The organism is Acinetobacter sp. UBA6720 (genome assembly GCF_002454215.1).
Taxonomy (GTDB): domain Bacteria; phylum Pseudomonadota; class Gammaproteobacteria; order Pseudomonadales; family Moraxellaceae; genus Acinetobacter.
Window position 1 is genome coordinate 1 of the sequence record NZ_DKIK01000130.1, and the last position, 8211, is coordinate 8211.

Annotated in this window: 7 protein-coding genes; 2 read left to right on the forward strand and 5 right to left on the reverse strand. The window is 41.6% G+C overall.

The window, feature by feature from the left end:
• Positions 1-664: 664 nt before the first annotated feature.
• Positions 665-1819, forward strand: coding sequence for a PQQ-dependent sugar dehydrogenase (locus B4F08_RS11040; RefSeq protein ID WP_291374388.1), 1155 nt, complete (start codon positions 665-667; stop codon positions 1817-1819).
• Between the two features lie 34 nt (positions 1820-1853).
• Here B4F08_RS11040 and B4F08_RS11045 read toward each other — a convergent pair whose 3' ends face one another.
• Positions 1854-2894: a TauD/TfdA family dioxygenase gene (locus B4F08_RS11045; protein ID WP_291374389.1), complete on the reverse strand. Its 1041-nt coding sequence runs from the start codon at positions 2892-2894 to the stop codon at positions 1854-1856.
• A 225-nt stretch (positions 2895-3119) separates the two neighbouring features.
• Here B4F08_RS11045 and B4F08_RS11050 point away from each other — a divergent pair, with 225 nt between their 5' ends.
• Positions 3120-3515, forward strand: a complete 396-nt coding sequence (locus B4F08_RS11050) for a tautomerase family protein (protein ID WP_086210744.1) — start codon at positions 3120-3122, stop codon at positions 3513-3515.
• Between the two features lie 235 nt (positions 3516-3750).
• Here the strand turns inward: B4F08_RS11050 and B4F08_RS11055 are convergent, their stop codons facing one another.
• The 4 genes from B4F08_RS11055 to ileS all read right to left on the reverse strand — a co-directional run.
• A complete protein-coding gene (locus B4F08_RS11055) occupies positions 3751-4293 on the reverse strand; it encodes an NADPH-dependent FMN reductase (RefSeq protein ID WP_086210743.1) in 543 nt (180 codons plus the stop codon).
• Between the two features lie 154 nt (positions 4294-4447).
• A complete protein-coding gene (locus B4F08_RS11060) occupies positions 4448-4930 on the reverse strand; it encodes an FKBP-type peptidyl-prolyl cis-trans isomerase (RefSeq protein WP_086210742.1) in 483 nt (160 codons plus the stop codon).
• Positions 4923-5462, reverse strand: a complete 540-nt coding sequence (lspA, locus tag B4F08_RS11065) for a signal peptidase II (protein ID WP_110974405.1) — start codon at positions 5460-5462, stop codon at positions 4923-4925. Before lspA ends, B4F08_RS11060 begins: the two co-directional genes overlap by 8 nt.
• Positions 5455-8211 (reverse strand): isoleucine--tRNA ligase (ileS, locus tag B4F08_RS11070; RefSeq protein WP_291374390.1); only part of this gene is annotated, 2757 nt, incomplete at its 5' end. The genes ileS and lspA, both read right to left, overlap by 8 nt.

Consider the following 8211-nt stretch of genomic DNA (forward strand, 5'->3'; position numbering starts at 1 on the left):
TGTGAGAGTAAGTCATCGCCAGCTCATTATTCAAAAGCCCTCTAACGATTAAGAGGGGGCTTTTTATATTATGCAGTTAGCGAAATAGTCAATTTATTGTCATTGATTAATGCTGATGTCTTATCAGTATCTGGTTTTTGGTTTGGATCAACCTCATTCAAAAATAGAGCTCAGCTTTTCATTGAAGCAGGTTGATGAAATCGTTTAATCACGCACCGTAAACGTCTAAGTACCTATAGTAAAAGAACATGAATTTGGCAGAACTTTGATCAAATTTTACATGATGCTCAGAATATAAAGGGGCATAGAATTGCCATAGAGATTATTCGGCAATATGAGAAGAAGAAATAAAATTCTTTTCCAAAAAAGAAACCCAGACATCCTGTCGAGGTTTCTTTGTATTTCAGTGCTTAGATACAACTCCTGTCATATCTCACATCCTGATGCTCAAACTGATTATTGTTGTTTTTCGTTTGGGAAACGTCCTGTCTCCTGATATTTTAAATATACGTTTTCGCCTATTTTAAAGCTAGTGGTTACTTTCTTCAGTATTTGTAAGCATTCACTTACAAGGATTCATCTTGTTACTAAAGCTTATACTGCAAGCATTTATTCCTCTTCTACAATGGATTGTAAGTAGTGTGATAGAAGAAATGAGACAAGGATGAATATTAAAGCCTTTCATAGACTGATTACATTGAGTGTGTTGTCTGTTCTAACAGCATGCCATGCGCAAACTCCACCAGAAACTCAGTCGAAAGAAAATCAGCCTAGCTCAGTTGTTGCAGTAACATCTATACAGATGAAACGTATCGCTGAGTTTAATGAACCATGGGCATTGGCTGTGTTAGCTGACGGGCGTTTATTGATTACTGAAAAGTCGGGGCAATTGATTTTATTTAATCCTAGAGATCAGAAAAAGACTTTTATTAAAAACCTACCTAAAGTGGCTTATGGTGGTCAGGGTGGATTCGGGGACATTGTTTTACATCCTAAGTTTGCACAAAACCATCAAATGTATCTCAGTTATGCAGAAGCAGGGCAAGGTGGCTATGGTGCAGTGGTGATTCGTGCAGATTTGAATTTAGATCAAGCACAGCCACAATTAGATAATATAACAACCATTTGGAAACAGGTACCTAAGGTTCGTGGGCAAGGGCATTATGCACATCGTGTACTGTTTGATGGTTCTGGAAAACTATGGATTAGCTCTGGTGAGAGACAGAAATTTGATCCTGCCCAAGACTTGACATCGAATCTTGGGAAAATCATTCGGATTAATGATGATGGCTCAGTGATAGTGGATAATCCTTTTCAGTCGCAAGGTGAAGTAGCGAAACAAGTCTGGAGTTTCGGGCATCGTAATCCTTTAGGTATGGCTTTTGATGAACAAGGTCAACTTTGGGTGGTTGAAATGGGTCCGAAAGGTGGTGATGAGCTTAATTTGATCCAGAAAGGGAAAAACTATGGTTATCCAGTGGTTTCCAATGGTGATCATTATAGTGGTTTGAATATCCCTGACCATGTTACGCGACCTGAGTTTGAAGCACCGAAATTGGACTGGACCCCTGTGATTTCTCCATCGAGTTTGATTTTTTATACGGGACAGATGTTTCCTAAGTGGCAGGGTAAAGCCATCATTGGCGGGCTTTCATCTGAAGCGTTGATTATTGTAGACACCACAGCACAGCCAGCAAAAGAAATTCAACGGATAGATATGAAACAACGTATCCGTGGTTTACAACAAGCGAAAGATGGCAGTATTTGGGTGATTGAGGATGGGAAGCATGCTGATTTAATTCAACTGGTCAAACTTTAGTCATATTAAAAGAAATATGACTAAGCGATGAATTTTAAATAGCAGAGTGTAGATCGGCATGGAAAACATTGGCTTGAATTTGAAGCAAGTTATGGTTTTCATTTCCATCATTGATACGCCAATGTGCAATTTTAATATTATCGACTAAGGCGATATCTCCTTGTTGCCATTGAACTAAAAGTGCATCACGGTAGAGTGCATCAAAGTATTGCTGTTTTTCCTGATGCGTCCACTCAATTTTTTCACCTGTGTATGTGAAGAGTTCCCAAGACAATTGCATGTGATTCGCTGTAAAACCTGATTGAAGTGATCCGCGTTGCTTACATATAGTTTGTGTCGTGTGGTGTGCAAAGGTATGGGTATTATTGGCAAAGACCCACGGTTGGATCGCTAGTCTTTGAGTATCAGGATGGGTGATGACGAAGGGAGAGCGTTTTAAGGTGAGTTTGGCTCTTTTATTGGTTAGCTTGCTTAAATGAAATGGGCTGTTCTTTAATAGTAAACGGTCTAATATATTGAGTTTACGGATTGAAATATAAGAAAAATGGCTCCACGCGCCTAAATATTTTTTTTGAATACTGGTTGGAAAATGGTTCCAAATTTTTTCTAAGTCATTAAAACCTGTTTCGGCCAGATGAGTGGAAGTCCGTTGGCAAAACAGCGCAACATAACGTGATCGGGTTGAATGCATACTTCCTTGGATATGTAAGTTTTGAATGGCATTCTCACGAGGTTTCAATTGTACGATATTGTGATTGTGGTACAGCTTCTCATTATTTATACCGAAAAGTTTTTCACTGTGCTTACGCATAAGTGTGGCAAACCAGCCCTGCGTATTGGGAGTAATACTATTCCTTGGTTCAAGTTGTAAATGTTGTTCAATAAGTTCGTAGAATTCATAGCTGCGTTCTATCTTGAAACCGCGGAATAATAAAATCCCATGCTGATGGAGTTGTTGCATGATTTCAGTACGATGAACTCTACAATAGGCTGCTAAAGCATCTGCCTGCGTATATTCAGGGTCTGCGACATAGATTTTGCAATAATCAGTTAAATATGTAGTACTCAGTTGCATGAGGTGTTCTCTGTTCTTCTTGTTTTTAATTGATTTTATATAAAAACGTTTTGCACAAAGCTGCCCGACGTTCAGATGGGCAAAAGTATAGAACGTAGTGCGTTATATTGATGTAATATTTGGTTGCTATGCCTGATATAACGATAAACGGTCAGCTTAATCGCACTGTGGTTACGAATATCAAAAATGAAAAACTTTAATAATAAAAAGAATAGAGGATGTGTGATGCCAAGTACCCAAATTCATGTTCGTAAAAACTATAGTCAGGATGAAGCGCGAGCGATAATTGAAGCAGTCCATACGGCATTATCTACAGTGTTTCAACTCCCCCAATATGATCGCAATATTCGTTTAGTTGAGCATGCACCTGAGCATTTTGCGTATCCACTTTATTTAACACAACCCGCTTCTTTTACTTGGATTGAAGTTGATTGCTTTGTCGGAAGATCGCTAGAGACTAAACGAAGACTGTATCAACTCCTAGTTCAGCATTTAGCAGAGTTAGGTATTCCACAAGACCATATTTCTATTTTAATTCGTGAGTCTAACTTAGAGAATTGGGGGATACGAGGTGGTCAAGCCGCATCTGATGTTAATTTAGGATTTGATGTGAATATTTAAAATATCAAACTAGAATTAAAAAGCCCCCAACATCCTGTCGGGAGCTTTTTAAATTCTTTCAAACGGTATAACTCCTGTCCTACCGATCAGCATCCTGCTGTATATTTTATTATTTTTGTTTTTAATTGAGACTTCCCGTCTCTGTATGATTTAACTATAGCGTCGATACTGTTGATTGAAAAGCCGACAAATACTCAAGTTACTGTAAGCAATCGCGTACATAAGAATCTCATCTTTATGCGCTGACATATTTAATCAGTTTATCAATTGCTGCTTTTAGATTTTTCTCATCAAAAGGATTCGGTTCAAAATCTTCGGTTTTATTGCGTGAAAAAATATCCCGAATTTCAATCACGGCATTGGTATCGACTAGGCCGAGTTGAGTACCGACTTGGCGAATTTGGTCGATGGAGCGTGAGCCGTTGGTGCCACCATAACTAATATAAGCTGCAGGTTTGCCTTGCCACTCTTTGCCTAAATAGTCCAATGCATTTTTGAGTGCTGGACTATAGCCGTGATTATATTCAGGACTAATAAAAATAAAGGCATCGCCTTGGACAATGTGATCGGCCCATGCTTGTTGTTTAGGTTGATCATAAATGCCTGTCATAGGTGGGTTGGCACCTGCAAAAATTGGCAAATCCCACTCTTTTAAGTCGACCAATTCGAGTTGGACCGTATTGAGCCCAAGTTGTTCAAAGCCTTTTTGCACCCATCGCGCAACTTTAATGGCAGTACGCCCTTCGCGGACACTGCCAATAATGACTTGAATTTTCATGCAAAATCCTTGGAAAATAAATGTGATCACGTTACGGTAGTATGAAAATTAAGCTTTGCATAGATTGAATATGTATCTGATGGATAAATGTTTGAGGCATTAAAAAAGCCCCCGAAGGAGCTTTGAATGACACACAGACGGTCGATCTGTGGCTTTACATAATTTTGATGCCTTGTTGTCCGGCAGGGGTCACTTTGAAGATTTCAACTTCAAAGGTAATATCTTTACCTGCCAATGGATGATTAAAATCTACTTCGGTGATGTCATCACCTACAGTTTTAACTACACCATAAAGACTTTGTTTGGCTTTGTCTTCAAACTCAATCATGTGACCTTCGATTGGTCGCTGTTCAAATTTAACCGTATCAAACTTTTGTACATTCTCAGGGTTCCAAGGACCAAAAGCATCTTCTGGTGGTAGGCTTACGGTACGGCGGTCACCAGCTCGTAAACCAAACAGCGCCTTTTCAAAACCGGGCAGTAGGCTGCCATCACCCATCACGAGGCTCACAGGTTCTTCACGGCTACGCGTATTGTCGATTTCCACGCCATTTTCAATGGAAACAGAAAAATGTAACTCAACTTTTGAGCCTTCGCTTACACGAGTTTCTTCATTGGGATTAATAAAATCAGTCATTTTTTACTTCGGCACGCTGGATACGATTTTTTTCGAGAAAAAAGGTATCGATCAACAAAAGGATAGTTCCAAGCGTAATTGAGCTGTCAGCAATATTAAACGCAGGGAAGTGGCTGTTTTGATAGTACACATGAATGAAATCAACCACATAGCCTAAGCTAATACGATCGATTAAATTGCCTATAGCACCACCTAGAATAAGCGCAATTGCAATGGGCAGGACTTTCACGGTTTTTGGCATACGCATCAGCCAGAACAGGAAAATGACAGACACAATACCAGCAAGAGAGGTAAAGAAATAACGTTGCCACCCACCAGCATCGGACAAGAAACTAAAGGCTGCGCCATAGTTATGCAATAAGGTCCAATTTAAAAAGGGCAGAACTGGTACTGGATCTGCATAATTCAGATGGGTACTGGCAATCCATTTGGTCCATTGATCTAAGACAATGGCTAGAATAGCCAAGCCTACCCACACTAAATTATGCGGATAGAATTGGAATAAGCCCTTTTTCTGTTGAGGGTTAGGCATATTTTCTCTCTTCGCCTTGGCCTGTAGGAAGGTTGATAATACAACGTCCACATAAACCTGGATGTGTAACATGTGTATTCACATCTGGTAGAACATGCCAGCAGCGTACACATTTTTCACCATCAGCAGCTGAGACTTTAACATTCAGACCTGCCAGATCAGAAGCTTCGCCTTGAGTTGCATCGAATGTATTCACAAGTACTTGCGATGTGATCAGGACAAAGCGAAGTTCATCATCTAGACGATCAAGTACGTCTTTGAGTTCAGCATCTGCCCACAGTTCAACTTTGGCAGAGAGATTTGAACCCACGATTTTCGCAGTACGTGCAGTTTCGATGAACTTGTTCACTGCAGACTTCACTGCAATGAGGGTTTGCCAATCGGCTTCAGACAACAGGTTTGCTTTTGAAGCCACAGGAATCTCATACCATTCCGCAGTGAACACATATTTCTCAGTTTGTTCTGGAATCAGTGGCCATGCCTCTTGAGCGGTAAAGCTTAAGATTGGTGACATCCAACGCACAAAGGCTTGTACCAAATGATACAACGCAGTCTGAGCCGAACGACGCGCTTGCGAATCTGCTTTAGTGGTGTACTGACGGTCTTTGATGATGTCTAGATAGAAACCACCCAAGTCGTTGATACAGAAGTTGGTCAGCGCATTGGTCACGATATGAAAGTTCATATCTTCATAGGCTTGCTGAATGGTTTTCTGTACATCTGCTGCACGTTGCAAGATGTATTGATCAAGTGCGATCAATTGATCTACAGGCAGTGCATCGGTCGATGGTTTGAAACCATTGAGGTTCGCCAACAAGAAGCGCAAAGTATTACGAATACGACGGTAGCCATCTGATGCACGGTTAAAGATTTCTTTACCTGCAGTCATTTCATAACGGTAATCGGCCGATGCAATCCAGAAACGCAAGCCGTCTGCACCCATGTCTTTAATGATGTCTTGTGGGGTGATGATGTTGCCTAAAGATTTTGACATCTTACGGCCTTTTTCATCCACCACGAAGCCATGAGTTAGCAAGCCTTTATACGGCGCACGTTGATTGATAGCGACAGAGGTTAATAATGAAGACTGGAACCAACCACGATGTTGGTCTGAGCCTTCAAGGTATAAATCGGCTGGATCGGTGAGTTCTTCGCGTTCACGCAGTACCGCATAGTGGGTTGTGCCTGAGTCAAACCACACGTCTAAAGTGTCACGTACACAGTTATACTGTTCCGCTTCATCCCCAATAAAATCTTTCGCTTCACGGTTATACCAAGCATCAATTCCTTCTTGTTCGATTAGTTTAGCAACTTCTTCGATCAATTCCGCTGTGCGCGGATGTAGCTCATTGGTGTCTTTATGCACGAAGAATGGGATTGGTACACCCCAAGTACGTTGACGCGAAATACACCAGTCTGGACGACCTTCGATCATAGCTTGAATACGGTTTTTGCCCCAATCTGGCACGAAGCTGATTTCGTTTTCAATCGCATTTAAAGCATTTTGACGTAAGCCTTGCGCATCCATGCTGATAAACCACTGCGGGGTCGCACGGAAAATAATTGGGGTTTTATGGCGCCAGCAATGCGGATAGCTATGTTTGATCGGTTGATGCGCCCACAAGCGACCGACTGCACCCAACGCTTCAATGATTTTTGGATTGGCTTTGTAGATGTGCTCACCAGCAAAAACGGGTGACGTTGGTAAATATACACCATTGCCACCGACTGGGTTTTCAACTTTTAAGTTGTACAGTAAACCGACTTTATAGTCGTCCACACCATGACCTGGCGCAGTATGAACCGCACCTGTACCACTGGTTGCGATGACGTGCTCACCTAAAATCACAGGCACTTGACGGTCTGTAATCAAAGGATGTTGTAATAATAAGTTTTCGATTGCTGAGCCGTTAAAATCAGCTAAAACCACAGGGCTTTCAAGCTTATAACGTTCAACTGCCGACTCAACCAAGTCTTTGGCTAAAATAAAGTTTTGCACGCCCCAGTCGGTGCTGACTTGAACCAGTTGATATTCAATTTCTGCATGTACAGCAACCGCTTGGTTCGCAGGTAAAGTCCACGGTGTGGTGGTCCAAATCACGATATCGGTTGGGTCTTGTACATCCACCCCTAAGCGTGCGCTTAAATCTTTTAAGTCGACAACTGTGAAACCAACATCAATTGCATCTGATTTTTTATCTTCATATTCGACTTCTGCTTCAGCTAAAGCTGAACCACAGTCGAGACACCAGTTTACTGGTTTGAGACCTGGTTCGATATGACCTGCTTTCGCAATCGCGCCGACAGAGCGCACAATGTCTGCTTCCTGTTTGAAGTTCATGGTCAGATAAGGATTGTCCCAATCCCCAAACACACCCATGCGCACGAAGTCTTTCTTTTGTAATTCGACTTGGGTGTAAGCATATTCGCGGCAGGCTTTACGGAAAGTCGAAGCATCCACTTTTACACCGACTTTCCCGACTTTTTCTTCAACTTTGAGTTCAATCGGTAGACCGTGACAGTCCCAACCTGGAACATAAGGTGCATCAAAGCCATCGAGCACGCGACTTTTAATGATGACGTCTTTGAGGACTTTGTTTACCGCATGACCCAAGTGGATTTGACCATTTGCATACGGAGGGCCGTCATGTAGGACATATTTTTTCTTGCCAATACGCGACGCACGAATCTGCTGATAAATGTTGTCGGCATACCACTCTTCTAACCATTTTGCTTCACGCACCGCAAG